We start from the raw sequence: 233 nt of genomic DNA, 5'->3' as shown, positions 1-233 counted from the left end.
GCGTATGATAAGTTACATAAACACCCATCGAATCGCATTCAAGGTAACCGCATGATAAGAAAATTAATATTCGGATTAACATTGGCTCTAGGCTGTGTATCTGTAACCACCAATGCAGCAGACACTAATAGCCCTTCAGCAAAGACAGATACCTGCGATGACTTCACAAATGTGTCACTGAGAAAGCTTCGTTCAACCGAAACGCTTAATCTATGTGAATTTAAAAATAAGCC

At 39.5% G+C, this 233-nt stretch carries 1 protein-coding gene; it reads right to left on the bottom strand.

All coding sequences use genetic code 11. The features are described from left to right. Window positions 1-38: 38 nt before the first annotated feature. On the bottom strand, window positions 39-233 hold a 195-nt coding region (locus R0K30_RS23690), incomplete at its 5' end, for a hypothetical protein (RefSeq protein WP_410613499.1).

Source organism: Bacillus sp. SIMBA_154 (assembly GCF_046536015.1).
GTDB lineage: Bacteria > Bacillota > Bacilli > Bacillales > Bacillaceae > Bacillus > Bacillus pumilus_P.
Note: the sequence above shows the minus strand (reverse complement) of the source record. Positions and strands in the feature narration are given on the sequence as shown.